The 26,430-nt window shown below is 53.6% G+C and carries 24 protein-coding genes; 23 read left to right on the top strand and 1 reads right to left on the bottom strand.

Annotation, left to right across the window (positions count from 1 at the left end):
* Window positions 1-80: 80 nt before the first annotated feature.
* Together PSH66_RS04525 and PSH66_RS04520 are read left to right on the top strand one after the other, a co-directional pair.
* Window positions 81-1,961 (top strand): hypothetical protein, encoded by a 1,881-nt coding sequence (locus tag PSH66_RS04525; protein WP_305428461.1) that lies wholly within the window; start codon window positions 81-83, stop codon window positions 1,959-1,961.
* Window positions 1,958-3,913 carry a DEAD/DEAH box helicase gene (locus tag PSH66_RS04520; protein ID WP_305428460.1) on the top strand — a complete coding sequence of 652 codons (1,956 nt, stop codon included), beginning with the start codon at window positions 1,958-1,960 and terminating at the stop codon, window positions 3,911-3,913. Before PSH66_RS04525 ends, PSH66_RS04520 begins: the two co-directional genes overlap by 4 nt.
* Window positions 3,914-3,927: 14 nt before the next feature.
* Here the strand turns inward: PSH66_RS04520 and PSH66_RS04515 are convergent, their stop codons facing one another.
* Window positions 3,928-4,503, bottom strand: coding sequence for a hypothetical protein (locus PSH66_RS04515; RefSeq protein WP_305428459.1), 576 nt, complete (start codon window positions 4,501-4,503; stop codon window positions 3,928-3,930).
* Between the two features lie 97 nt (window positions 4,504-4,600).
* On the opposite strand from PSH66_RS04515, the gene PSH66_RS04510 reads away from it, so the two are divergent.
* The 21 genes from PSH66_RS04510 to PSH66_RS04410 all read left to right on the top strand — a co-directional run bounded on the left by PSH66_RS04510 (window position 4,601) and on the right by PSH66_RS04410 (window position 26,348).
* Complete coding sequence (locus tag PSH66_RS04510; RefSeq protein ID WP_305428458.1) at window positions 4,601-5,737, top strand: TcpQ domain-containing protein; 1,137 nt, start codon at window positions 4,601-4,603, stop codon at window positions 5,735-5,737.
* The gene (locus tag PSH66_RS04505) at window positions 5,737-7,545 is read left to right on the top strand and encodes a PilN family type IVB pilus formation outer membrane protein (RefSeq protein ID WP_305428457.1); all 1,809 of its coding nucleotides are present in this window, start codon (window positions 5,737-5,739) and stop codon (window positions 7,543-7,545) included. Before PSH66_RS04510 ends, PSH66_RS04505 begins: the two co-directional genes overlap by 1 nt.
* 3 nt (window positions 7,546-7,548) lie before the next feature.
* Window positions 7,549-8,880 carry a type 4b pilus protein PilO2 gene (gene pilO2 / locus PSH66_RS04500; protein ID WP_305428456.1) on the top strand — a complete coding sequence of 444 codons (1,332 nt, stop codon included), beginning with the start codon at window positions 7,549-7,551 and terminating at the stop codon, window positions 8,878-8,880.
* Window positions 8,870-9,439, top strand: a complete 570-nt coding sequence (pilP, locus tag PSH66_RS04495) for a type IV pilus biogenesis protein PilP (protein ID WP_305428455.1) — start codon at window positions 8,870-8,872, stop codon at window positions 9,437-9,439. The genes pilO2 and pilP overlap by 11 nt, the downstream gene beginning before the upstream one ends.
* Before the next feature lie 12 nt (window positions 9,440-9,451).
* Window positions 9,452-11,011 (top strand): GspE/PulE family protein, encoded by a 1,560-nt coding sequence (locus tag PSH66_RS04490; RefSeq protein ID WP_305428454.1) that lies wholly within the window; start codon window positions 9,452-9,454, stop codon window positions 11,009-11,011.
* Window positions 11,001-12,143, top strand: a complete 1,143-nt coding sequence (locus tag PSH66_RS04485; RefSeq protein WP_305428453.1) for a type II secretion system F family protein — start codon at window positions 11,001-11,003, stop codon at window positions 12,141-12,143. The genes PSH66_RS04490 and PSH66_RS04485 overlap by 11 nt, the downstream gene beginning before the upstream one ends.
* A 20-nt stretch (window positions 12,144-12,163) precedes the next feature.
* On the top strand, window positions 12,164-12,679 hold the full coding sequence (locus PSH66_RS04480; RefSeq protein WP_032905001.1) for a type 4 pilus major pilin: 516 nt from the start codon (window positions 12,164-12,166) through the stop codon (window positions 12,677-12,679).
* Window positions 12,680-12,689: 10 nt separating this feature from the next.
* Window positions 12,690-13,631 carry an ATPase, T2SS/T4P/T4SS family gene (locus PSH66_RS04475; protein ID WP_305428452.1) on the top strand — a complete coding sequence of 314 codons (942 nt, stop codon included), beginning with the start codon at window positions 12,690-12,692 and terminating at the stop codon, window positions 13,629-13,631.
* Window positions 13,621-14,898 (top strand): shufflon system plasmid conjugative transfer pilus tip adhesin PilV, encoded by a 1,278-nt coding sequence (gene pilV, locus PSH66_RS04470; protein ID WP_305428451.1) that lies wholly within the window; start codon window positions 13,621-13,623, stop codon window positions 14,896-14,898. The genes PSH66_RS04475 and pilV overlap by 11 nt, the downstream gene beginning before the upstream one ends.
* A gap of 57 nt (window positions 14,899-14,955) precedes the next feature.
* Window positions 14,956-15,396: a type IV pilus biogenesis protein PilM gene (pilM, locus tag PSH66_RS04465; protein ID WP_305428450.1), complete on the top strand. Its 441-nt coding sequence runs from the start codon at window positions 14,956-14,958 to the stop codon at window positions 15,394-15,396.
* Window positions 15,397-16,323: 927 nt separating this feature from the next.
* Window positions 16,324-16,629: a hypothetical protein gene (locus PSH66_RS04460; RefSeq protein ID WP_305428449.1), complete on the top strand. Its 306-nt coding sequence runs from the start codon at window positions 16,324-16,326 to the stop codon at window positions 16,627-16,629.
* A 304-nt stretch (window positions 16,630-16,933) separates the two neighbouring features.
* Complete coding sequence (locus tag PSH66_RS04455; RefSeq protein WP_305428448.1) at window positions 16,934-17,185, top strand: hypothetical protein; 252 nt, start codon at window positions 16,934-16,936, stop codon at window positions 17,183-17,185.
* Window positions 17,186-17,281: 96 nt separating this feature from the next.
* Window positions 17,282-17,785, top strand: a complete 504-nt coding sequence (locus tag PSH66_RS04450) for an STY4534 family ICE replication protein (protein WP_305428447.1) — start codon at window positions 17,282-17,284, stop codon at window positions 17,783-17,785.
* A gap of 99 nt (window positions 17,786-17,884) precedes the next feature.
* Entirely contained in the window at window positions 17,885-18,208 is a 324-nt protein-coding gene (locus tag PSH66_RS04445; protein ID WP_305428446.1) for a hypothetical protein, read from the top strand.
* 109 nt (window positions 18,209-18,317) lie between these two features.
* Complete coding sequence (locus tag PSH66_RS04440; protein ID WP_305428445.1) at window positions 18,318-18,653, top strand: hypothetical protein; 336 nt, start codon at window positions 18,318-18,320, stop codon at window positions 18,651-18,653.
* A gap of 106 nt (window positions 18,654-18,759) precedes the next feature.
* Complete coding sequence (locus tag PSH66_RS04435) at window positions 18,760-19,413, top strand: DUF3275 family protein (protein WP_305428444.1); 654 nt, start codon at window positions 18,760-18,762, stop codon at window positions 19,411-19,413.
* On the top strand, window positions 19,410-19,673 hold the full coding sequence (locus PSH66_RS04430; RefSeq protein ID WP_305428443.1) for a hypothetical protein: 264 nt from the start codon (window positions 19,410-19,412) through the stop codon (window positions 19,671-19,673). The genes PSH66_RS04435 and PSH66_RS04430 overlap by 4 nt, the downstream gene beginning before the upstream one ends.
* Window positions 19,674-19,751: 78 nt before the next feature.
* Window positions 19,752-20,357: a hypothetical protein gene (locus PSH66_RS04425; RefSeq protein ID WP_305428442.1), complete on the top strand. Its 606-nt coding sequence runs from the start codon at window positions 19,752-19,754 to the stop codon at window positions 20,355-20,357.
* Window positions 20,358-20,379: 22 nt separating this feature from the next.
* Window positions 20,380-21,837 carry a DUF6094 domain-containing protein gene (locus PSH66_RS04420; RefSeq protein ID WP_305428441.1) on the top strand — a complete coding sequence of 486 codons (1,458 nt, stop codon included), beginning with the start codon at window positions 20,380-20,382 and terminating at the stop codon, window positions 21,835-21,837.
* Window positions 21,838-21,942: 105 nt separating this feature from the next.
* Window positions 21,943-24,183 (top strand): DEAD/DEAH box helicase, encoded by a 2,241-nt coding sequence (locus PSH66_RS04415; protein WP_305428440.1) that lies wholly within the window; start codon window positions 21,943-21,945, stop codon window positions 24,181-24,183.
* Between the two features lie 203 nt (window positions 24,184-24,386).
* Window positions 24,387-26,348 carry an acyltransferase family protein gene (locus tag PSH66_RS04410; protein ID WP_305429577.1) on the top strand — a complete coding sequence of 654 codons (1,962 nt, stop codon included), beginning with the start codon at window positions 24,387-24,389 and terminating at the stop codon, window positions 26,346-26,348.
* The last annotated feature ends 82 nt before the right edge of the window (window positions 26,349-26,430 follow it).

Here is a 26,430-nt window from a genome sequence, read left to right as displayed (position 1 = left end):
AACGCCGTTACGCATTAACCCTGGAAGCCGACCCCGCCTATACCTGACATTCCTCTGCGAAATTGCAGAGGAGGTCATGGGTGAGCGAACAGAAGAGACAATCGGTAATGGGTCTGCGCCTCTTAGCGCCGAAACTGGAGAAGTTCTCTGACCGGCAAATTGAAGTAGCCCAGACCTGGGCTTTGCATTTTAGCGTGCCGCCCGCCCGACTGACCTCATTCATAGAAACCTACCTGAGTTCAACCGTTCACACTCGGTGCTGGTGCGTCACCCTACCTTCACCAAATGATCAAAAACGTCCAGTGTTGGCCAGAATCGGCGATCACCTCCAGTACTTCGATGGTCATCAGGTAAAGGCCTGCAAAATCACTGGCAAGGACCGCGTCCACAAGAAAAAACCCACCGCAATAGTGGCCCAACAGCTCTTGCTCAGATTTGAAAAACGCTGGTATGCAAACGTCCTCCTGACCTCTTTCTGCAGGTCGGCTGCAGATAGGGCGCAAGACCTATCGATTGAAGATCTCGGGAGCTTCAATCGCAGTCGCTACGATGCAACGGTGAGCAACAATCGGTACTTCAATCCTCGAAACCGATTTTACCTGAAGCAGATTGGCAGCACGCTGAAGCAGTTTTGCCAGTGCCTGGACCAGAAGCTTCTGTTCGCTATCCGTTCAGCGCAATGCCCTTCCCCAAAGCTCTATAACTGGCTGGCTCAAGGTGACCGGACACGCCGAATGCAGGCACTTAAAGCTCAACCGGTGCTGGTCCCCCTCTTATTGTTGGTAAATCAGTGGCCGTGGCCGTGGGATGGTCAGCAACAGGTGTTCCTAGACAGTCCCTGGGAACAACTCCAAGAGTTTAGACCCACCTGGTGCGACGACACCTACGTGGTGGAATCCAGAGAGTGCCTGGTAGGCCGCATCGCGGACGCTGGCCTCCCACTTATCGACATCTTGGCATGGCTCTTACAAGCGCCAAGAACATCAGTTCGGTACTTGGGCCAACAACGCGTTTTTGATACCGGTAGCGCATTGACGCGAATAAGCCGAGAAGGTCCGGAAACTCCGTGGCATCGATTGCTGCTTGGAGCATCAATTGGCAACCGCCGCCCCTCGACTAAGAAGCACTGGAAAACCTTTTTTGCATTATTGGATAAGATTCCCTATCAACTTTTGGAGCAGACAAAAGACTGGAGCAGGTTGTTATCAGGATGCCCGACAGAGTGGTCCAACCCTGATTGGCCTCAAATTGCTGATCAGTTGCAAGATCTTAATGATGTTTTTAATAGCATTGATGAAAGCGTAGGACCCGATGCCCGTGACGCACTGCAAAAACTCAAAAGCTTCATTGCTACTGCAACTTATCACCAGATCGCCAGCTTGGTAGATGCCTTCCACTTGGCATTGATAGACATACGTGAAGCTCTTGATGCCGCAGATCCACAAACAAAAGCAGACTCTTCAACACCCTGGAGGACGCTGCTTAATTCGAACGACACCCTTCTCGTAAGCCCGAATGGGCTGCAAATTGTCGAACTGAAATGCCCAGCGGACCTTGATGCTGAACATCGAGCGCTGGGCCATTGCATTGATGGTTACGATTACAGCGCTTATCGAGGCAACTGCCGTCTTTTTTCGGTGCGTGAAAACGGGCAATCATTGGCCTCTGCCGAAATTCAAATGGATGAGAGTGCCTGGGGCGAAACGCGAGAAAGACTGACTCCCAAACACCTGGTGACGACACAACTGCGAGGGCTACGCAATCGCACGCCAAAGTCGGGCTCCAGGGTTGACCGGGCTTATCAATGGTTTTGGGCACAGATCAAATCGGGTGAGCTCGCAGTCAACCTGGAATGGCCGGACCAAACTCTGACCATGTCTCGCTATACAAATCGAAACCGGAAAAAGCTGCATGCTCAAGCGTGCACAGAATGGATCAACCTGCGCCTGAGCAGAACATGAGCCGCCCGCGTCTCATGAACGGCCGGCAGGACTTGGTCGAAAAGGTGATTTACGACGGCTATGACTTCGGGATCCTGCTGCACTACGTCGAGGGGGCCAACCGACTGTTTCTTGAGCGTGATGGTTTCTACATCCGTCGTGCCGAGCATCCGCAGCATCGATATTGGCGATTGCCGAAAGGCAAGTTATTGGATGACCTGAATCTGCTCTTTCACCGACTGATGGAGTTAACCGAAAGCCGATTCAACGAGAGCTGGCAGACCTTCTCCGCAAAATTTGCAGCCGCGCAACAATCACCAGACCGGCAAGCATTCACCTGGGGTTTAACTTTCCGAATTGCCCCTCTGGCACAGGGCGGTGTTCTGCTGTCGGGCGATTATCACCCTGGCGCAGTCGCTGTATCACGGCGAATGCACGGCGTGTTCCTTGGTCAGTCCAAGTCTTGGCGCATTGATTCGACTGCCGAACTGGTGCGCTCAAACCTCATACTTGAGCTGGGGCTTTCTGAAGATCAGTTTGAGATCCTGGACACCGTGCAGGAGCTGCTAACCGACGGATCCATTGTTCCGGCCGATGAAGTCGCCCGAATCAGCCTCGGAGGTCCGCCGCAAGAGCGCGTAGCACCAGCCGGAAATGAAGACGTCTCAACAGACGTTTACCTTGCCGCTGTGCCATCCATCCAGCGAACCGAGTTCACTAGCGAGCAAATCGACCAGGCGTTGACGGGGCATTCATTGCTGGGCCATCAACCGGCAGGCATCCGGCATTTGCTGCAACGAACGAGCGCTTTACTCGCTGATGACATGGGCTTAGGAAAAACACGTCAGGCCATCATCGCCGCCGCTATTCGAGCGGGAGACGGCCCCATCCTCGTCATCACCTTGTCGACTCTGATTATCAACTGGCAACGTGAAATCCAGATGGTGTATCCCGAAGCCAGAATAGGCCAGCAGGTCTTCGATCCCTCGTTGCAGTGGACCATCGTTAACTACGAGCGCTTGGGCGAGTATGTCCTGCAGGCCGGCCATTTTGAAGTAATGATCATTGATGAGGCTCACCGCCTGAAAGAGCCCACCGCGGCGTGGACTCGCCATGGTTTCGACATTGCCGCCAAGGTACCCAATCGCTATTTGTTGACCGGTACACCCGTCCTGAATCGAGAGTCAGAACTTCACACGTTATTGCGGCTTTCAGGCCATCCCGTTGGAAAGCTGTCACTCAAGGAGTTCTGTGAACAGTTCGCCGGCAGTCCGGAATTTCGCAAGAACCTTCGAGAGGCGATTGGCGACTGGATGCTTAGGCGCCGCAAAGACGTGCTCACGGAGCTCAAGGGTAAGCAACGGCAGACTTTGTCGGTAGAGCTTTCAGTCGAGGAACGTCGTGAATACGACCGTATACGCCTTGAAGACAGACCAAGTCTTGCCAGGCTGGGATCGCTGCGCCAGTTGCTGGAGCAGGTGAAGGTTCGGGTCGTTATGGAGCTGCTGTGCGAACTGGATGTGGATGACAAAGTCATCTTGTTCTGTGAGTTCAGGGACACGGTCAGCACCCTGCGTACGCAGTGCGAGAAGGCCGGACACGGTTGCGTTACCGTGGTAGGCAGTGACTCCATAGGCAAACGCCAAAAGGCGATCGACCGATTTCAAAGTGATCCTGACACCAGAGTGTTCGCAGCGACCACCTCTGCCGCTGGTACCGGCAACAACCTGACGGCTGCCAACTATGTGATGTTCCTCGGGCTGCCATGGACGCCTGGATTACAGGATCAGGCTGAGGACAGAACCTACAGGAATGGGCAGCTACGGATGGTCGTTGTGAAAATTCCTCTGGTGGAAAACACTATTGATCAAATGCTCTGGCAAATGCTGCTGGATAAGCGACAAATAGCCAATGATCTTATAGAGCCCGATGCAGCCGCCAACAACAGACAAACGTTGGCGACCCATTTATGATTTGCAATGAATCGCTACTGAAAAGCCTTAATGTTTAAGACATATTTGGAACCATTGCTTTGACTCTCAGGAACTTGAATGGTCTCGCCGTTTGCAACCGTAGTATCGCTGGCTATTTGGAATACCTCCGTATGTGGCAAATCTAACTGGAGCTTTCCGACCTTAGTCGTGTTCATCTCAAGCAATCGAACATACTTTACATGGTAACGAATCAGAATCTTTCCATTGCTCATGACGGCTGGGGTTATAAAACCGATTGTGCCAATATCAACATTATCAACAACAGGCATACCGTTCTCCACGGACTTGTTGAAAGTAATAGTTTTCACATTCCGATATGGAAAAGTTACACGATCCATTGTGTCACCTGAAAACCTCGCGACACTTTCACCATTACGAGTCAACTCAGCAGTCAGATGTACTGCTTCAGCAGCTGAGGCGCCGGTTGCCAAGGTTGCTAATGCCATAAAAAGAATTCCCTTCATACAATTTTGCTCCGCTTCAATTTTTTCTGATTTTCTAAGAGATAACATACGACCTGGGCTTTTTTGACCCCGGCCAGATGCGTAGTCCGCGCCTTCTTTATACACCCTTGAAATACCTAGAGACGCGGCTTTCTATTTCCTACTGCGCCACCAATGACAGGCTGTCACTGTGCCTCCATCATCAAAGGGGGCCTTTTGGCACATGATCAGGCACTTCACCACTCTCTCCCTGCTCGCGCTCGTCGCCAGTTGCGCAACCCACACGCCACAGACGCCTAAGCCGGCGTTTGATAGCAGCCGTAACCCGGATATGTTGACACCGGACCTCTACCCAAGCGGCGCCGTGCCTGAAAAGGAACCGGTCGTGCGCTACGGTCGTTACACCTTGGTCAGTACCTTGCCTGACTCGGGTCAGCGTGACCTGATGGCTCAGATCATTGACATCAGCATTCCAGCCAACATGCACCCCAATGTGCGCGATGCCATGCAATACGTCGTGGATCGTTCAGGCTACACGCTGTGCTCGCCCGACACCGGTCACGTCAACATCCTTTACACGCGACCACTCCCAGCGGCCCAGTACAAGCTTGGACCAATGACACTGCGTAATACGCTGCAAGTACTCGCGGGGCCGGCCTGGCAGGTGAAGGTGGATGAAGTGAATCGCCAGGTGTGTTACGTGCTGCGCCCTGGTTACCAGCTCCCGGATTCATCGCGCACCGTGCCAACACAAATGGCAGCCACCTCCGCACCTTCCACTACATCGGTTTCAGCGGCTCCGAAAAGCACTCCTATCGGCGAAATGCCCAGTAACGTTGTCGTCGCCGCCGTACCGACACCGACGCCAATCAACACGGCTTCTGCGGCACCTACAGCTGCAACGCCAGTATCTACCCCAGCAGTGCCCGCCAAGGATGGCTCCATTACGACCTCGTCAGGTATGCCCACAGCGAGCCGGACGGTCACCTCCCCAACTCCTGCGTCCACTCAGCCCGCAAGCATTGGGAAATCTGGAAACGTTGCACCAAGTACCACCGTCGCGCCAAAACCTGCTCTCGCAGTGGTAACCGCTCCTAAGCCGCTGGCCCAGATATGGACGGCGACCACTGGCTCAACACTTCGGCAAACCGTAGAAGCCTGGGCGGCTAGGGCTAAGTGGACGCTGATCTGGAAGGTCGACGACTTGGATTACCCCATAGACGCTCCACTCCGATTCGAGGGCAGCTTTGAGGAGGCTATCAAAGAGATCTTTCCGCTGTACGACTCAGCCCCTCGCTCATTCGTCGTAGACGGAAGCCCAGCACAGTTGGTGCTTTACATCGCAGAGAGGAAAAAATGATGACTGCAGGCCTCTGGATCCGAGGCACAGCCTCATTACTGGTCATGGCTCTGATCAGCTCCTGCTCGCTGCTGCGCGTGAATGAGTCGGCCAGCCGTGCCGAAAACGACGCAGCGACCGCCTCCCAATACAGTCGTTTCCTTCGCAATCAGCAACAAGAGCCGGCACGCGAAACGGTAGTGTTCAGCGACAAGCCATGGGTTTCAAAACAACCCATGGTCGCCAAGCGCGGTTTGCCGCTGGCCATGGATTGCGACATTACTTATCGACCTTCATACAACGTTGGGATCGCAGAGGTCGCGAACTACATCACCAGCGAGTGTGGCGTTCCAGTCATCGTGGCTCCAGATGCGATCGATCCGAGCGTTCTATCCATTCGTAATCAAGGTAACGCAGGGGCTAAATCGCCACCGGTTATGGCTTCACCGGATAACCTATCCAGTTTCATGCCAGCCGGTGTCATCGGCACCATGCCGAGTAACGCCCGATCTTCGGGTATGGATGGGCTCTATGCCCCTCGTACATTCCCAGTTAAGTACAGCGGCAAGCTTTCTGGTTTGTTGAATCAGGTGACCGCTCAACAGGGCCTGGCATGGAACTATTTATCCGATGATCGCAGCGTGCACGTCACCTACTTCGATACCAAAACCTTCGACGTCTGGGCGTTTGGTGATGATCAGGTCATCGAAAGCACTGTGAAATCCGGTTTGCTGACATCCACTGGCAGCGGGAGCTCAGGAGGGGGCGGCGGATCTTCATCATCAGGCGCTTCCGGCGAGTCTGGCAGTAACCAGAGCACCACCATCTCAATCAACACATCATTGATCGGAGATATCGAAAAAAACGTCACGGCGATGCTCAGCCAACAACCACCAGGCCGGATGTTTCTCTCTCGGTCGACCGGCACCTTGACGGTTAGCGACCGACCAGAGGTCCTTTCCAACGTTTCGAAATACTTGAGCTCAATCAACCGCAGCATCACTCGCCAGGTGCTGTTCAACGTCAAAGTCTTCGAGGTGACCCTCAGCGATAAGGACCAGAATGGGCTGGACTGGACCGCGGTCTATACCAACCTGAACAACAAGTGGGGCTTTTCTCTAAAAAATGCCACCACCGGGATTGGCGCAAATGCGGTCTCAGGCTCTCTGAGCATCTTGGACACCTCCAAGTCGCCCTGGGCGGGATCTAACTTGATCATAAAGGCACTGTCGGAGCAGGGCAGAATTTCAAATGTCCGTTCACCGTCGGTGACTACGCTCAATTTGCAACCGGCCCCTATACAGATCGGCAACGTCCAAAGCTACATCGCCTCGAGTTCGACAACCACGACAGCCTCTGTCGGATCTTCAACCTCACTGACTCCGGCGACGATCACCAGCGGTTTCAACATGATGTTGCTTCCTCGGATTATTGATCAGGACAATCTGCTGCTGATGATCACCCTGAGCATGAGCAGCAAACCCACCTTCACCCCCTTCACCAGCAATGGTTCCAGCGTTCAAACCGCCGATTACGACACCAAGAACCTGTCTCCCAAAGTCAAATTGCGTAGCGGCCAAACCTTGGTTTTGACCGGGTTTGAGGAGAACAGTGAAAACGCGACCAAATCCGGTGTCGGTGATCCTGGATTCTTCGGCCTGGGCGGTAGTCGCATCCGCAACACCGAGCACAATGTGTTGGTCGTGCTGATTACACCTGTTGTTGATAGCGACACTGGCAGCCCGAGCGCCCTGAATTTTCCAGCCGCCAACGATCCGTGGGGCTCTTGCCCCAGCCCTTTGCTGCGTTGCAGCGCATTCAAGGGGTAAGCCATGGTCGCGGAGATCGCCAAAAGCCCTCGCTCGGCGCGCGTGCAGGTGCTGCAGCACAAAGGAAAATCGTTCGTCACAGGCCTACGCTGGCATCCATTGGGTAGTGTCACTGGACACATGAAGGAAGCGCGGCAGTACGGCCGTGAACACCAGTTAGATATCGTCGCCATTCGCAGAACACCGGCCATCATCCAGGCTGGTTTCGTTGCGCGCAGCGACGAAGTCACCAAAGGCATGTACTCCCTCGCAGCGACGCTCGCGGGTCAATTGGGAGACTCGTGGATTGCGGCCTGGAGAACGGACGCTGACCTCGACCAATATGCCCTTGTCGCGGTGTTTCAAGGCGGCGTGATATCCGGGTGCGACATGATCGGCACCGGTGCCGAAGTTCGTCGTAGAGTCGTTCAGCAACGCAGTCGCGGCATCAACTTCGAACAGGAGTACCTGCCCACAGATTTTGAAATGGGTGGTCAACCACTGGACGTGGAAGAGCTACTGCAACCCTCGCACCTGAGACGTGAATATCGGCTTCGACCACTTGTATTTGGGCTATCCAAAGCAGAACTGGTGCAACTGGTGATTGTTGGTGCGCTGATCGCTGCCGGCATCATCGGGTGGGTTCAATGGCAAAGTCATCAGGACCGGATTGCCAAAGAAGCAGCTTTCCAGGCCGAACAACTTCGCCTGGCAGAGTTAGCCAGGCTGCAGCAAGAATCTGGCGTGGAGCAGTTGCCTCAGGCGCTGGAGCACCCTTGGGCTAAACGCCCATCTGTCCAAGACTTCCTTGAGGGTTGCAGCAGCGGCATTTATCAGTCTCCCCTGTCCATTAAAGGATGGTTGTTCACAAGTGCCGCCTGCGACGGTGCAAAGGTCTTGTCTTCGTACAAACGCACGGGCAATAGCACAGCAGACGATCTGATACAGGCAACACAGGGCCACTATGCCGATCGGCCGGTCTTCTTTGACGACGGCAACTCGGCCACGTTGAAACTCGACATTTCCTTGCCAGCAGCCGGTGATGAACCACTCAAGGAAGCGATCGTCATGCTGGCGAATTTGTCTTCCTGGCTGCACAGCTTCGGCCAGAGCCCCGTTTTGAAAGAGGTGCCGGTCGTAGTGCCCATCCAGCCGGCACTTCCTGGTCAGCCTGCTCCACCACCCCCACCTCCTCCTCAATGGAAGCAATTCGAGCTGCGTTACACCACAGGTATTACACCAATCGACTCTTTATCCGGCGCTCCAAGTCAGGGGCTTCGTCTTACAGAAATCAAAGCGGATTACAAAGCCGACCATCTTGAGTGGTCAGTTATAGGTGACCTTTATGCGAAGTAAAATTCTGCAGTTTTTCTGCCTGGTTATTGCTGCCGGATCCTCTATTGGCTGGGCAGAGGAAAACAGTGTCTCCGGTGTAAACGTCGGCGAGCTAGCCATTGTTCAGAGTCAGACGATCCTCCTCAAAGCGCAGGCGGAAAGGGCTCAGGCTCAGCGGTCAATCAATGGCGATGACAACCATTCAACAGCTCAGTCTCCATCCTCATTCGTCCCTCAAGGCCTCCTTCCAGCCCCTATTACCGCCACACGCGCTACCGATACCCAGCAAGAACTGCCCGTCGTCAAAGCCATATTTGGCTCCGCAAAGCGGCTTCGTGCCACGTTGCTCTACAGCAGCGGATTTGAAGTTGAAGCTGACGCCTCTGCGCGGGAGCTACCTGGAGGCTACCGAGTAGCGAACCTCACCATGGACAGCGTGACACTGGAACGTGATGGCAAGCGCTTCCCCCTCGGGTTTTCCAATATTCCACCGGGAAGCGCCTCCAGCACCAACAACCCGGCCTCCAGCAGTATCCCGTCAGCCACCACGCTGCCCGGGTTTATCCAAGGACAGCGGTGAGGGTACGAGCCAATGACGACTTTGACTGAAATACAAACTGAAGCGGAACCAGTTCTCGATGAGGCCGCTGCCGCGCTGCTGAATTCGCATCAGCAATTGCTCACTGCGCCTGGCGGATCTTTCGAGCTGAAACCGGAGCTACGTCAGCTGTGCGCATTGACCAGCGATGGAATCCTGTATGTGTCCGCCCAGCACCAAACGGATGCCTATGTCATGGCCTTCGAGGATGAGTTGGAACACAAGAATCATCCGTTTGAAGTCAAGATCTGCCCGATGAGCACGATCAAGGCGCTCTACCAGGCGAATGACGACGCGAACGGTAGAGCCCTCTCGACCACAGAGACCAAACGCCAGGCGCAGGTGGTACAGCTGCTAGGCAAGGCCCATCGGGATAATGCAAGTGATGTTCACTTTGTGGTGGGCCACGACATCACCAGGATCTTCTTTCGCATCCACGGGCTCTTATGGGAGGCAGAGCAGCATCAAAGTCAGGTGGGTCTTGAGCTCTGCTCATCCCTCTACAACAGCATGTGTGATGTTGCGAAAGACCACTACCAGCCACAAGTCAGCCAGGACGCACGTATAAAACGATCCTACGTGGATCAACTTGGTCTGTTCGGTGCCCGGGTTGCCACCAGACCGCTCGTAGAGGGTCCTTTGATGGTTCTGCGTCTGCTGTATGACGACAAAACCAAAATGACCCTTGAGGCTCTCGGTTTTCTCCCCGAGCAAATTGAGGCGTTTAGCCGTATCCGCAGCTTTCCTTATGGCGTGAACTTGGTCACCGGCCCTACAGGTTCCGGCAAATCCAAGACTCAGCAGGTCAACCTGAACCTGCTCTATGAAGAGTGTGGTGGCACAAAACACATTTTGACCATGGAGGATCCGCCCGAATATCCAATCATGGCCAACCAGTCCCCTTTAGGCGCAGGAGAAACCTGGAGCGACGGCATCACCAACACGATGCGACTCGATCCGGACGTTTTGATGTATGGGGAAATCAGAGACCTGGCCTCGGCCCAAGCGGCTTTCCGTGGTGGGATGACCGGGCACCTGGTGTCCTCCACATTGCACACCAATAACTCAGTGGCAGGGCTTCAGCGGCTAATCGACATGGGGGTAGACCGCTACCTCGTGACAGATCCCGCACTGATGACCAGCATCGTCAATCAGTCCTTACTCCCCGTGCTATGCCCTCACTGTCGTGTACCTGCCGCAGCTCACCTGGACCAGCTCAACGGAGCATTGGTGCAACGCCTGCGCGGCCTGGACGCGGTCGACCTGACCTACCTCAAAGGTCCTGGATGCCCACACTGCAAAGGTTTGGGTGTCGTTGATCGTACAGTAGCCGCGGAAGCCCTCATCACCGACCTCAATTTCATGCACGTTTTCAATAAGAAAGGGGCCAGTGCAGCACGTCGTTACTGGGTGAAGGAAATGGGCGGCATCACCAAAACTGCCCACACAATCCTCAAGCTCAAACAAGGTTTGGTAGATCCACGTCACGCCGAAATGATGGTGGGGCCGTTGGACTTTGACCGGCAAACCCTGGAGCTCGCCCATGCTGAGTGACGTCAGAGCGGTGCTAAACCGCTGGGCAGAAACCTTCTACGCCAAACAGTTCGGCAAAAACGAGCGAATCCAATTCTATGAAAGCCTTATGGGCATCCACGGGGATGGCGTTTCACTTGAAGATGCCTTGAATACCGTTGCGCGGGCATTCAGTGATAACGGCCAGAAACGCCACCCTGTATCGATTGCCTGCCGTGAAATCGCGCAATCGGTCAAAGGAGGCAAGTCGTTCAGCGTGTCATGCGAAGGCTGGGTGCCTTATGACGAAAACTCTTTGATCGCTTCCGGGGAAGATACCGGCAACCTGGTGCAGGCCTTTAGAGATTGCGTGAGGATTATTGAAGTACGCCAGAGGATCGGCAAGCTGGTGGCCTCAGCCACGGTTTACCCTTCGGTGGTATGGAGCGTTATGGCAGCGCTGCTGTATGTGATCGCCGCGTGGATGGTGCCATCAATGACAAAGCGCTCCAATCCCGATGCCTGGACAGGTGTACCGGCGTTTCTTTACGCACTATCCAATTTCGTAACTCACTACGGGCTGGTGACGCTGATCGCGGTCGTCATCTTCATCCTCGTATCGATCTTCACCCTGCCTGTGTTTTGCGGACTTCAGATCACGGCCGCCAGCCCGTCATGGAAGCTACAGTTGAACAAATTGCTCCAGGTCCTGAGAGTCCGAGCAGAGCGCCTTCCCCCTTGGTCGGTCTACAAGGCTCTTCACGGTTCCATCTTTTTGCTCAACATGGCCGTGATGTTGCGCTCAGGCATCAACCAGCTCGACGCATTGAAGTCGCTGCAGCGCAACGCATCTCCGTGGCTCAAGGAACGGTTGAGCGCCATTCATTACGGCGTCAGTGCCGGCAAAAACTTCGGTACCGCCTTGAAACTTGCTGGCCATGAATTTCCAGATCCAATGGCCATGCATTTTCTTGAAGTGCTCGCCACCCGCAAAGGCTTCGCCGAGTCGATGGAAAGGTTTTCCAACCGTTGGCTGGAGCAAACGCTCCAGCGTGTCGAGGCCATCGCGAAGTCGCTTATTGGGGTGTCCTCGATGGCGATGGGAATCATGATGATTCTGGTGGTGATCGGCATCTTCCAGTTGGCCGGCAATGTGACAGAAACGCTTAAATAAACCCAAATGAGGTCGTAAAGATGAGAACTAATACCCGCCAAAACCAACGCGGATTTCTTTCCCTGGACGGGATGTTCTGGCTGATGCTGATCGCCGTGGCACTCGGTTTCATCGTGTTCATGGGGTACAGAACGTTCGGTAGCTCGGACGTCACCATTGAACAGAGCAACCTCGGAACATTGCTGAGCAATACCAAAAGGCTGAAAAGCACAACCGGGTACGCAACAGCCGGTACCAACCTGGCCCCGTCCTTGATCAACCTGGAGGCCACGGGCGGTATGAGCATTAACGGCAACGCCTTATCCAACCGTTGGAACGGAGCCGTGACTGTGACCAGTAATGGTATGACCTTCACCATCACAGAATCCAACCTTCCGAAGAATGCCTGCATCACGTTGGCTTCCAACATGGCCAAGGACAAACAGACCACGACGGCGATCAACGGCGGCACTGCAATTGCCGGCGAAATCACTGCGGTGGCCGCTGCGACCAGTTGCTCATCGGATGCCAATACCATTGCCTGGACTTCGTACTAAGGAGTCCAGTGTGAGCGTGATCTCCGAAGCAGAATTCGTCGACCTGTACCTTGGCGACGGTTTTGCCGACGCCAAAGGCCTGCCGGGACAGGCGCGAAGGGTTGAAGCACCTGTCGAGTGGCGAACAGCGCTTGAGCGCTTACGTATGCAATGTGAAGCGAAATACGCTGAGACAAAGGATCCTGAGTTCGCTCTGATCGAAGATGGAGTGGTCCTTCGTGTCACCCAGCTACAGGACTTGAACGGCAAGCCCGTTTTCGTCCTAAGCAAATCATCGGTTCAGATCCGCCCCCTGGACATGTTGGGCTTGCCAGATTACCTCCAGGACGAACTGATGAGAGACACAGTCCGTGGCCTGATTCTTATCTGCGGCGAAATGGACTCAGGGAAAACTTCCAGCGCGGCCTCGCTGGTAAAGGCGCGCCTTGAAACCTGGGGGGGGATCTGTGTCGCTGTAGAGGATCCACCGGAACCCTATTTGAACGGTCAACACGGCGATGGCCGCTGTATCCAAGTTCCTGTCTCACGCCGGATGGGCGGCTACGAGGAAGCATTGATATTGGCATTGCGCACCCGAGCCGATTTGTTGTTTGTCGGTGAGATTCGCGACAGTGCAACCGCCGCACAAGTTATCCAGGCGTCCATCAACGGGCATCTAATTATTTGCACCGGCCATGCCGGCAGCGTCACTCAAGGTATTGAGCGTATATCAGCCCTAGCTCAGCCCCTGCTGAATAACGCCCGTGAATTACTTTCCAAAGGGCTTGTAGCCGTCATTCACCAGGCTTTGTCGACGGGCAGTGAAGGCAGTCGTCGACTGACACTGCAGAGCCTGCTCTTCACGGGAGCTGACAGTGCCAGCATTCGAGAAAAAGTCCATGCAGGGAAGATCACACTGCTGGAACAAGATATCGCCCACCAATCATCAAGGAGCCTCTGGAATGACCAGTAAAAATAAACAGCGAGGCTTCCTAAGCCTGGATATGGCAATCGGATTGCTCGTATTTGGTGTCGTTGTGACCTTGGCGATGGTATGGCAAATCAAACAAATGGATGACCAGGATTATCGAATTGCGGCCGATCAACAGCGAACAATTTCAGAGGCCCAGGCCAAGTACCTGAAAGACAATTTCAACGTAGTGCTCGCCAACGCGTCGGCGACCGTGCCAGTGCAAATTACGGTGCCGATGCTCATCAACGCTAATTACCTGCCTGCCGGTTACAGTTCCACCAACGTTTTCGGGCAGACCATCCTAGGCCTTGCCCGAAAACCCAATCCCAATCAGCTAGAAGCGATTGTCGTCACCACGGGCGGACAGACGCTCCCAGAAATGGGCGTGCGCGCCATTGCTGAAAACCTAGGAGGACCTGGTGGTTTTATATCTACAACCAACCCGAACGTCGTTCAAGGCATCCGCGGTGGCTGGCAAGTCGCGCTGAGTAATTACTCCATTGCGCCTGGGCCAGGCCACACCGCCAGTGCACTGTTTCTCATGGACGGCGCCTTGGCCAACGACTACTTGTATCGAAATGCTGTGCCAAACCACCCTGAGCTCAACACGATGAATACTGACCTCGGTATGGGCAACCACAACATTAATAATGCGGGGAGCATCTCCGCCTCTGGCAACGTTACGACTGGTGCCGACGTGACAGCGCGCAACGTCACAGCCTCCGCGAATGTGAACGCGGCGACCGCAAACGTCACGGGCGAAACGTACACGGGTGGATGGTTCAGAACTCGGGGCGACACTGGCTGGTACAGCGAAAAATGGGGAGGTGGTATCTATCAGAACAGCCCCGATTGGGTCCAGGTGTACAACGACAAAAATTTCTCCACCGGCGGCCAGCTTTGGGGTGGAAAGATCACGTCAACAGGCAAGATAACAGCCTATGATCGGATCGCTACTAACGAATTCATCTCCGTCGGTGGTCTTGCTACAGAAGGATCGGCCTGCAGTGATCGCACGCTCATCGCCAAGAGTGCAGTGGGAATAGTGCTCTCTTGTCAGAACGGCGTATGGAAAGGCGTGGGCGGCGCAGGCAGATGGGGCGGTTCATTTTGGACAGCCACGCACACTGCAGGTGGCTGCCCAGGGCCAAATCCATATACAGGTTCTTGCAGTTGCCCAGTTGGCTACCGAACAAATACCCAGTTTGCCGTTGCCATCGGAGGCTGCAATCCGTGCGTCTCTTATTCTTGCTACAAAGAAGAATGAGCCATTTTCAGCCTTCTCATTCACGCTGATAAATCGTACGCCAAAGAGATCACCGATATGACATTGCAATGGGCTGTTTTGATGATTCTGATCATTGCAACGGGGATCTTGATGGAAACCCAACAGCAAGCGCAAACCGCTTCCGACTTCGCCACTATTGACTCGCTAGGACGCAACTTTCTGATTTACCGATCCGCCGCCGCTGGGTTCGCGCAGTCCAATCCAAGCTTCTCTGGAATACCTGATGACGCTGCGCTGAACCTGCCGACGTGGTTTGTAAAACCGCTCGGTATTGAGGTCTACATCAATGCCGGAACAACCTATACCTTTTACAACGGCACGGCGCCGGCAGGGATGCCATCGACGCTGGTCGATCTAACTCAGTCGACTACCGTTGGTGTAAATCGCGCGGGAGTTCTTGTCTCCCCGAAAGCTGGAGTGACCGGTATCCCCATTCCATCTGTTATACCTGACGGTGCCGTCACTGCAGTGAACTGACCAAAGCCCAGGTCAACACTGGCTATGTTGCATATCGCCCAGCCTAACAACATAATGCACGCAACAACGTTTCCACCCCGTTGGCTACTGGCGGTCATCAGTAGCGCCCGGGGATGAGGTTCGCCTCATCTCCATCCCCAAAGCACGCTGAGCTCCGGGAAGGGCGTGCGGACCTGGTACAAAGCTTTCCCTGTGTCTCCCTGTCCAAGCCAGACACGCAGCCGTCTAACTCGTGAATTGCGAGTTCATAGACACACAGGGCTTTGCCGAGGTTCGAAGCACAGTAATCCCAGGGCCACACTGGTGTTGTGGCCCAATCTTTTTTAAGCTCACACAATGGGTAGCCTGATCATCCTGTAAAGGATTATGAGGCTACCCATTGGTAGCGGCTTTTCCCTGCCGGTGGCCCGCCGGCGAAACGCAGGGCTCCTTTTGTGCGCGGATGCGTGCCTTATGATTGCTGGCCTCAACCACGATAATCGGCCAGGTGTAGGAAGTGAGACGTTCAGATCACAGCCCAGGGATCGATGACGCCTTTACACCACACAGGTGGTATTTTTTTCTGAAAGACGCTTTGTACTAAATCCGAGAGTGACTGTTGAACCAGCTACTCTCGGTAGCTTCTCCTGCAAAACTGGACCTGCTTTGACCTCCCCGAAATATCCCTCCCCGCTTGACACATCACTATCCCCCCTTCAATGATATGGACGTGTTTTGCTGACGTTGTCAGCATCATGCCCAGGCAACCAGGATCTTTAAGGTTGCGACACGTCAATCGTGTTGATTCGCCCAAGACCGCTGAGCTTCTGGTAGCGCGGTCGGTCGACAATCGTCGATAGAAGCATCTGATGTTACTCACCTCGCGGGGAATCACTTCCCCGACAGGGCCAGTGCTTTCTCCGCATCCCAACCTGCAGGAGAATCACCATGTCCAAACTCACTTATAACTTCGGTTTTGCACTCGGCGTTGTTACCCGAGAGTTTTTGCGCGCCATGAAGAAGTCGAACATACGTCCAGCAGATCAGCCACTGGCGAAGTCTCACGTCCAGCTTCCACCACCCTGCGTTTCTGACAGCATGGTGCGTGATATGGATCACTTGCCAGCGATGGTTCGTGCCAAGGGTGTTGATTTGAACCTGTGGTATGCAGCAAATACCCGAGTGATCGAAAAGACAACGCGCAAACCGCGCTCACGAGGCAAGGCTCAACAACTGACACCTGCTGCTTGCTAAACCTCCCTCATTCACCCCAGCAGGAAACCTCCCGCTGGGGAGGTTTCTCTGAAACCCTTCACCTGGGGCTTGACAATCAGCAACAGGATTTTCATGCTGTATCCATGTATAGCTGACGTCGTCAGCAACATGCCCGTGTAGTCTGGATCCGAAAGACTACGATGCGGTTTACCGCATTGATCCACTCCCAAGATCGCCATAGCTTCCGGTAGCGCGATCAGTCGACTCAGTCGATGGAAGCACCTTTCCCACCCATGACGGGCCTTTCCCGTCAGGGCAGGCCTCTCAATTTTCTGGAGGTCTGATGAAAACTGAACTGGCTCTCTACCAAGCGCTGATTTCGATCAACGTTACGGAACAGAAAGCAAATGCTGTTATTGAAGCTTTGGAGACCGACATGCTTTCACGTTTGGCTACCAAATCGGATTTAACCGCCCTGACTGCCGAGCTTAAAACTGAGATTTCTCAGCTTGAAGTCAAGCTCACAATTCGCATGGGTGTCATGTTGTCAGCTGCCGTCGGTGTGATGATTGCTGCAATGAAACTGATGCACTAACAAAACCTTTTAGCTCTACCACCCTCGCGGGGAATACTTTCCCCCAAGGGCGAAGTGTTTCTCCGCTTTCTGCTATTTCGAAATTGGAGAATCACCATGAGCACTACTCAAACCAACGAAATCAAATTCTTCGACCTGCACACTACTGGTATTGGTTATCTCAACCGTATCCGTGAAGTGAAACCTCGCGGCAAGGGCAAGCCATTCATGGCTGTCACTGTTGCTGCATTACGCGGTTCGTCTGACGATACCGAGTACTCCTACATCGACTGCAATGTCGTCGGCGCCGAAGCTGAAAAGCTGATTCGTCGTTGCCAGGAAGCCGTCGATGCCAAGAAGAAGGTTCTTGTCAGCTTTCGCATTGGTGACATCTGGACCGACTCATTTGTCTATGAGAGCGGCGATAAAAAGGGTCAACCTGGGGCAAGCCTCAAAGGACGTCTTCTTTTTATCGGCTGGATCAAGGTAGATGGCGATACTGTCTACCAAGCCAAACCGAAAGACTCTGCTGAAACCCTGCCAAACCAGGAGGGTAACGCTGAAGAAAATTCGGAAGATGACCAACAACAGCCTGACGCGCAAATGCGTGAGTCCGCATGATTGAGAACAAGGCATCCCTCGGGGTGCCTTTCAACTCTTATATTTCGAAGGGAACACCTCCCTTTGGGATAGGTGATTTCCGTACCTAGGAGATTCACCATGATGCACTTCGTCCCACGCCTGGAGCTGTTGATCGAGATCGGTCTACTTGCAGCTCAAGCTCGCACTTACACTGAGTTAGATAAACAACTTCGACTTGAAGTGGCTCTCGATTCACAGGATGGCCCAAGATACCTTGAGTCTCAATTTCTTTGGGATGAAGCGTCGTTCATGATCAGTATCCTGGCAGAGATCGACGTCCGAACAGGTGTCACTCCGAAAGCTAACCCAATGCTGTCGGAATTCGGGCTCCTCGAAGAGTACTGGAAAGCCCGCAGTCGTATTGATCTGCATCCAGATCCAGACGATTTCGACGATTGCTGACGACCGAAAACACCTGCTGCTTTACGCACTGGCTCTAATACACCCTAAACACACCCTACGGGAAATCACCTCCCGTACGGGCCAGGTGTTTTCTCACCTGGAGTAAACCATGCAAAACACCAATAACCTCGTGTCGTCTGACTTGCTCAAACTCCCGGTCGTTCTGACGCCCCGGGCCTGGCAAGAAGCGGTGCATATCGAAAACCCACAGGATGTATCAGTAATCAGTAACCGATTGGGCGATGTCGTCCTGGAGGCCTACCGAGAACTGCATATGCAGCCTGACTGTTCACAAATCCATTTCGGGCTCTATCGGTTGCTGCCTGCCGGCGACAATTCGGATCGAGTCTGGTTGGACCTGAAACTTGACCGCATAGAATCGCCGCCAGGTTCATTCTATCTATACATCTCACTCAAGGAAGAAACCCATACCTCCTGCCCATAAACCATTCTGAACTCACTGCACCACCCCAAGCCCGACACTGTCGGGCTTTTTTTATTGTGCGAGTCATGCACTCGTAGCCTTACACCCATGCAGTGTGGAGCTGCCCATGATCAACATCCCAGGCCAGTTGGCCATCCGCACTATCAGCGGCCGCAATGGCGACTTCAACGTCGGCCGGCTATCCACCTCAATCGGCGAGTTCGTTATCAAAGACGCGCTTCTCGACCAATACGATGAAGGCAAATACAGAGGCGATTTCCTCATCACTGAAATACGCCCCTCCTACTACTCAACCGCCGGCCGGTTAGTGGTTGAGATCCGGGCCAAGCTCGAAAGCATGAGTCTCGACGATGTGGACAACTTGACGGCGGAAGACGCTGCAAAGCTTTCACCGAGCGAGCCAGATCCCATAGATGAAGAGTCGTCTTCAACTCCAACAAGGCCTGCGCGACAGCGCAAAGCGCTGACCACCACAACAGCGGTAAACAACGTCGACAAAGCGTCATCACCAGAGGACGCCCCCTTTGGGATGCCATTACCCAGTTCGAAGAGCGCCATAGAGCAAGACGCGATTCTGTTTGGCACGATCTGGCCACTGGGGGATGCGGTCAAACTTGACACCACCGTTGACCGGCAGCGCTTACGTCAGCAATGCACTCGCCTCGGCGAGCTTGGCTACGTGCTGGACTTCAAACAACAAACCTGGAGCTGCCAATCTCCCACATTGCGGGAGCTCCACCACCAAGGAAACACTCCATGAATCCGATTTTCTCAGCCATCGGTGAGCACATCCTGCTGACCGTCGAAGACCAACTGACCAACAACGAAGTATCCGATGATGATGAAATGCACGAGCACTTCATCGAAATTGGACTGACAGAGGCACAAGCAGACGCTGCCTTGCAACTGCGGCCCCTGTACCGGCTCAACCTCTACATGATAGGTCAGTCGCCATTGTTCCAGGGCGACACGACCACTAGCTTCGATCCACACACCCGCTCATTCAAGCGCACTCAATAACACATCATCCATAAACCCAGATGGGCAGCGTCCTGCCCTTCTGGGACTGGAGCTGCCCTCCATTCCGGAGGCTGCAAAATGTCCACCCACTCATTCACACGACTCTATCAGGTCGACGAATGTCCTGATCTGTATGTCGATGCCTGTGCCTGCGACGAGCAGCGCAACTTAGTGTTTCTGTCGGCCTGGGGCCGTGACACAGCACTGCAGGAGTTCTTGGCCAGACTGACCCTCGACTCCGCAGAAAACGGCTTGGACCAGTTTCATATCGTCGTCGACGGCCGGAGTCATCCAGTCTTCCCCAACGTCGACATGCTGGAGAAACGAACCACCCGGCAATTCCGCGGGACGTTATTCGGCAGCCTGGTACACCTATGGCTGTTCGACCGGCGCTGCGCGCATCCCGACCGGGCCAATCATTTCTCCTACGCCCTTCTACAGAACGGGCAGTCTCCTCACCAAAAGCTTTGGCCCCTGGTCATGGACACATGCCCATTACCGCTGCTACCGCATTGGCATAACCATGTTATGGAAGTGCTCACCCAACACGACATGTTGCAGTCCTTACCGGGATCGTTAGGTGCTATCTCTGCCTGGCGTTTGTCGCTGCAGCTCGACGTACTTGAACCCGCCCTGGGTGATCTGATCCGCCAGGGGCATCTCTCAACCCACGCTCAGTTGTGAGCCTTGATTCAGGAGCCTCATCATGGCTTTGATGTTCCCACGCCTGGCGCGCAACTTCGCTCGCAATGGCTACTACCCTACCGACGAAACGACTCTGGAACGGACCCTGCAGGCATTGGCTCCCTCTCCAACCGGCAAGATGCGGATCTGCGATCCATGTGCCGGCGAAGGGGTCGCCCTGGCCGAAGCAGCTCATTTTCTTGGGCGAGACCGCACGGACACATTCGCAGTTGAATACGACAAAGAGCGTGCCGAGCATTGCAGGACGCTGCTGGATCGCGTGCTGCACAGCGACCTCATGGACACCATGATCAGTCGTCAGGCCTTCGGTCTACTCTGGCTCAATCCACCTTATGGAGATTTGGTCTCCGATCACTCTGGCGCGTCGCAGTACCAGGGCAACGGACGCCGACGCTTGGAGAAGATGTTCTATCAGCGAACGCTGCCGCTGCTGCAATACGGCGGCGTGTTGGTATTCATCGTTCCGCACTACGTCCTGGACGATGAGCTGTGCGGTTGGCTCTGCAATCACTTCACCGAACTGCGGATTTACAGCGCAGCGGATCCAACCTTCAAACAGGTGGTGATATTCGGTATTCGTATCCGACGACAGGATCTGGCTCGGCCAAAAGACGTGAAATATACACGTGCACGACTTCAGGCGATCGGCGCCGGGACGTTGAATGCAGAAGTGTTACCTGAATATTGGTCTTGGGAACCCTATAGGGTCCTGTCGTCGACCAGCGAACTGGAGCACTTCTATCGCACCAGCCTCGAACCGGAGCAGCTCAGCGCTGAAGTCAAACAGCTGCGCGGTATGTGGCCTGACTTCACCCTGCACTTTGGTCAAACGGGTGTTCAACCACGACCACCCGTACGAGAGCTGTCCCGGTGGCACTTGGCATTAGCCCTGGCTGCCGGCGCAATATCGGGCGTCGTTACCTCGAAGTCCGGGCGAGTGCTGGTGCTCAAAGGCGATACTTACAAAGACAAGGTTCGCAAGACCGAGTTTACCGAAGACCAGGACGGTAACGTTTCTGAGGTAAGGATCCTGACCGATCGTTTCGTGCCGATCATTCGGGCATGGGACATGACGCCGGGATCTGCCAACCAAGGACGCGTTATCACCATCACCTCTTCGGCGGATCGACAACCTGAACCTGTTGAAGTAAGTGCAACGGCGGTTCCGGACACCACCTCACGCCTGTCGTTTGAAGCTGGACAATTGGTACTGACCCAATCCGTGCACCACCTGGTGGAGCATGGACTCCTCGATCCGAGTACCTACTTGCGACGGCATTTCTCCGGCGACTGGGGGGAACTGCCCCAGGCAGACTGGAGCAGTAACCAACGAGCCCTGGCTACCGGAGAGCGACTGTTCTCAAGCTACGACATCAACGCCGGGGATGAAACCCGGCTCTGGATCATCACTGAAGCCGACCGAAGCGTAACAACCTTGTTGCTGCCATCGGACTACTGACCCACCAACCCAATAGGGAAATCCCCTATCCAACCCACAGGGTATTCACAATACCCGTGGGGGTGTCGTGCATGCCCTGTTTTATCCTTTTTAGGAGAAACAACCATGAACGATTTGGCACATGCTCCAATTTCACCTCTTTCCATCGGTTTGACCGAATTCATCGAAGAGTTCGGTGATGAGCTGCTGGACTCACTCAACCGATCAAACCCACCGGTCTACGCCTGTCACATCGACCCAGCCCGTCAACGGGTGATGGATGAACTCAAACGTCAGCCATTTTCCGCTCAGGCCGAAGTGGTACAAGCCGTTGCAGCGTTACTGCTGGATCGTAACGAGCAGGCTGCGGTGATCAACGCAGAGATGGGGACTGGCAAAACCATGATGGCCATCGCTGTAGCCGCCGTCATGCACAAAGCTGGCTATCGCCGTACGCTGGTCGTTTCTCCCCCACACCTGGTCTACAAGTGGCGGCGAGAGATTCTCGAAACCATCCCAGACGCCCGCGTCTGGGTACTCAATGGACCCGACAGCCTGGTCAAGCTACTCAAGATGCGCGACCAACTGGATGAGCCCTACGACGGGCGACAAGAGTTCTTCATCCTCGGGCGCGTGCGCATGCGGATGGGGTTTCATTGGCGCTCGGTGTGTTGGCCACGTCGTGCCGGTGGCGACCATCGCCTTGCAGGTTGTCCAGACTGCGGACGCCTACTGGAAGACCAGGAAGGCAACCGGATAACCGTCGAAGATTTTCACCAAGAGGAACGCCGTCGCAGCTGCCCTCACTGTCACAGCCCACTCTGGACGCTTATGCGCCCAGGCAAAGCTGAAAACGGAACACGCCGAGCAACCATTCTGAAGTCTATGTGCCGGATTCCGACCATTGGCCCAGTGCGCGCTGACAAACTACTGAACGATTTTGGAGAAGACTTCCTCGCCTCGATGCTGATCGATAACGTCAGCGAGTTCATCAACCTGATGGACGCTCAAGGCAATTTCATCTTCAACGACCGTCAGGCCAAGCGTATGGAGCGTGCGATGGCCAACATCGAGTTTGGTTTTGGTGAGGGCGGTTACCAACCCACTGAATTCATCAAGCGCTACTTGCCTGATGGGTATTTCGACCTGCTGGTGGTGGACGAAGGCCATGAATACAAAAACAGTGGTTCGGCTCAGGGCCAGGCCATGGGTGTACTGGCAGCCAAAGCACGCAAGTGTGTTTTGCTGACCGGTACGCTTATGGGCGGCTACGCCGACGACTTGTTCTATCTACTGTTTCGGATCCTTACCCGCCGCATGATCGAGGACGGTTATCGACCAAACGCACGAGGCAGCATGGCCCCTGCGGCCATGTCGTTCATGCGGGATCACGGCGTATTGAAGGATATCTACACCGAGAGAGACAACGAGTCACACAAAACCTCCAAGGGTAAAAAGCTATCAGTGCGTACGGTAAAGGCCCCGGGCTTTGGCCCTAAAGGTATTCACCGCTTCGTGCTGCCGTTCACCGTGTTCCTGAAACTCAAAGATATTGGTGGGAACGTGTTGCCGGCGTACCAAGAGGAGTTTATTGACATAGGCATGTCTGCTGAACAGGCTTCGGCCTATCAGCAGTTAGCAGGAAAACTTACTCAGGAGCTTCGCCAGGCATTGGCACGTCGAGATACGACCCTCCTGGGGGTTGTACTCAACGTACTGCTGGCCTGGCCGGACTGCTGTTTCCGGCCGGAGATTGTCAAACATCCACGCAGCAAGGACACGCTGGCTTTTGTGCCTTCGATCTTTGCAGATGAAAAACGTATGCCCAAGGAACAGGCACTGCTCGACCTCTGCCTCGCGGAAAAAGCCAAAGGCCGCAAAGTCCTGGCCTACACCGTTTACAGCGGCACTCGTGACACCACTTCACGTCTCAAACGGTTGCTGGAACAGGCCGGTTTGAAAGTGGGGGTGTTAAGGGCGTCAGTCGATACCGCCAGGCGCGAGGATTGGATTCTCGACCAGGTAGACCGAGGTATCGATGTGCTGATCACTAACCCGGAGCTGGTAAAGACTGGTCTGGATCTGCTCGACTTTCCGACCATCGTGTTCCTGCAGACGGGGTACAACGTGTACACCCTTCAACAGGCAGCTCGACGATCATGGCGGATAGGGCAGAAGCAAGCCGTGCGGGTTATTTTCTTTGGCTATGCCAACAGCTCTCAGATCACATGTCTGCAGTTGATGGCCAAAAAGATCGCCGTGGCGCAAAGCACATCGGGAGATGTGCCCGATTCGGGCCTTGATTCGTTAAACCAAGATGGGGATTCGGTTGAAATGGCACTCGCTAGGCAATTGATAGCTGCATGACTATATGGCCACCTCCGGGTGGCCTTTTTTTGACCAGGCAACAATCCAAAGATTGTGCACACACCGTCAATGCGCACCCAGGTCCTCTTATCCTCCAACATCGCTGATAAAAACTATTGAAGCTGAACACTAATTTCTTATTCAAATATGACCCCATGGCCACTACAATGCCACCCCACTTGAACGTGATCATGGACGCGAAGATGCAATTCAGGAAAAGTATAAATTCACTACGAGCACTGGCGGTTCTATCCGTAGTGTTTTTCCACTTCAAGATCAGTGGATTTGGTGGGGGGTTCATAGGGGTCGACGTTTTCTTTGTTATTTCCGGGTTCTTGATGACCGGAATTATATTCAACGGTTTGCAAGCACAGACCTTCTCGCTTCTTAGTTTTTATGTATCGAGAGCGCGGCGTATCATTCCGGCTCTCCTAACGTTGTGCGTGGCATTACTGATATTTGGATTCATATATCTCCCTTTAGATGACTACCGTGACGCTATCCGGTCGATCAAAAGCAGTCTTTTCTTCAACTCAAATTTTATGTTCGCCAAAACTGGGAACTACTTTGATGCTCCGCTGCATGAAAACTGGCTACTGCACACCTGGTCACTATCTGTCGAATGGCAATTCTACCTCGTATATCCACTGCTTTTGATGGGGCTTTACAAATTACTTGGAACTCAAAAAACCAAAGTATCTTTGATTGTTCTTGCCCTTGCATCTCTCGGAACTTCTATCTACCTTTCTAAAGCTGACCCAGTCCTCGCTTTTTATATGCTGCCTACTCGTGCCTGGGAGCTAATCGTCGGCGGATTGGTATTTTTGTACCCGCTGCACTTCAGTAGACGAATTGGATACGCGTGCGAAGGCCTTGGCCTGGCCGCTATTCTCTTAAGTATTTTTTGCTTTAACGAGCAAGACCTTTGGCCGGGTTATCTTGCCTTGGTTCCTGTTCTTGGTGCGGCCCTTGTAATTTCAGCAAATTCGCAATCGATCTTTGGCAATAATCAAGTATTACAGTATACAGGCACGGTTTCATATTCTGTATATATATGGCATTGGCCACTAGTTGTATTCCTGTACACCTGCGGATTGCTAAATAGCCCTCCCCATGTGGTAGCCGCAGTTATTCTTTCCTTTGCACTGGGCACACTCTCTTTTTACTATATCGAATCGAAAACAAATAAAAAAATATTGCCACGCAAAGCAGCAATACAATATGCATTTGCTGTTTTGGTCATGGTTGGTATCTCTGCAATCCTATCCTCCGTGGTCAAAGACCATCCTGGAGTACGGTTTGCTTACGTCGACTTAGGTAGACCGGAATACACCAGCAAGCTTTATGAGCGAGAATGCTACCCCAACCCTTATGGTGCAGCTGATTGCAAGCTTGGCTCAGGAGACATATCTGTCATATTGTTCGGTGACAGTCACGCAGAGTCCACTGCAGCAGCAGTGCAAATGGAGAATAAACAAGCGGCTTTGTCTTGGGCACGTGGCGGCTGCCCGATACTGCAAAATTTTGAGATGCATGACAAAGAGCTAGCTGATAAATGTCATGGCTTTATGCGCGAAAAAATGGATACGTTGGCTAAGTCCTACCACGGAATTCCAGTTGTCCTGTTTAGTCGGGCAGCGATGTACTTAGACTCAGACCGTGGAAACAGCTATCGCACCTATATTACTGGACAAGAGCATCTTAAAGGCCAGAATTTTGTCAGCGCCTATACAGCAGAATATGCGAACGCCGTATGTTCAATCTCTAAAAATCACCCTGTATATATCGTTAGGCCTATTCCAGAAATGCCATTTAGCGTTTATAAAGGTCTAAACCTGCATAAGCGAATATTCCGACATGAATCAGATATTTCGGTTCCTCTGCTGAGCTATCAGAAGCGCAATCACGATGCTAACACTGTGATAGATATTGTAGCTAAACAGTGCAATGCCACAGTTATTGATCCGACTCCTTACCTATGCCCAAACGGTCAATGCATGGGATCCAAAGATGGAGTAGCTTTGTACTATGATGACAACCATTTGGTTGACTCGGGCAATCAACTGCTGAAGGGCTTATTCAGCAATATCCCAAAAGTAGACGTCCAGAACAGCGGTCCAGCCCAGCTGTCATTAGGCAAATCATTTACAACGGGCAGGCCCTAAAAACAAAGCGGTCTGGAAAACGTATTTCCTACTGCACTCCACAAGCCCGTTTGAGAGGGTGTCTTCGCGCAACGCGAGGACG

The organism is Pseudomonas sp. FP597, from assembly GCF_030687435.1.
In the GTDB taxonomy this organism is placed as follows: Bacteria; Pseudomonadota; Gammaproteobacteria; order Pseudomonadales; family Pseudomonadaceae; genus Aquipseudomonas; species Aquipseudomonas lactucae.
Note: the sequence above shows the minus strand (reverse complement) of the source record. Positions and strands in the feature narration are given on the sequence as shown.